The sequence below is a fragment of the Burkholderia sp. SIMBA_062 genome, assembly GCF_046534765.1.
GTDB classification, from domain to species: Bacteria; Pseudomonadota; Gammaproteobacteria; order Burkholderiales; family Burkholderiaceae; genus Burkholderia; species Burkholderia ambifaria.
This window is the reverse complement of the sequence record NZ_JAWRYD010000578.1, coordinates 1-240: the sequence shown is the minus strand read 5'-3', so window position 1 is coordinate 240 and position 240 is coordinate 1. Positions and strand designations below refer to the sequence as shown.

1 protein-coding gene is annotated in these 240 nt (G+C 59.6%); it reads right to left on the bottom strand.

Annotated elements, in window-relative coordinates; genetic code table 11:
- A partial coding sequence (locus SB786_RS37505; RefSeq protein ID WP_410731748.1) for a hypothetical protein occupies positions 1-218 on the bottom strand: 218 nt, incomplete at its 3' end.
- Between the last annotated feature and the right edge of the window lie 22 nt (positions 219-240).

Sequence of the window (240 nt, the reverse complement as noted above, 5' to 3'; positions counted from 1 at the left end):
AATACCGAGGTAGCCCCGAGGTACGCAAACAGCGCGACCAGCACCACTGCTTCGGCCAAGACCGGCCACGCCGAGCCAATCAGAAAGCCTAGCCACCGCTCCTGGGCCGTTATTCCTCTATCCAGTACCTTTACCAAGGTTCCGCCATGGAGTTGTCCATAAGCCTCGAAACGTTTGTCCAGCAACCCTCGGCACCAGCGCATGGAAAGCTGCTTCACGCGCTCTTGGCAGAGCCGCGCA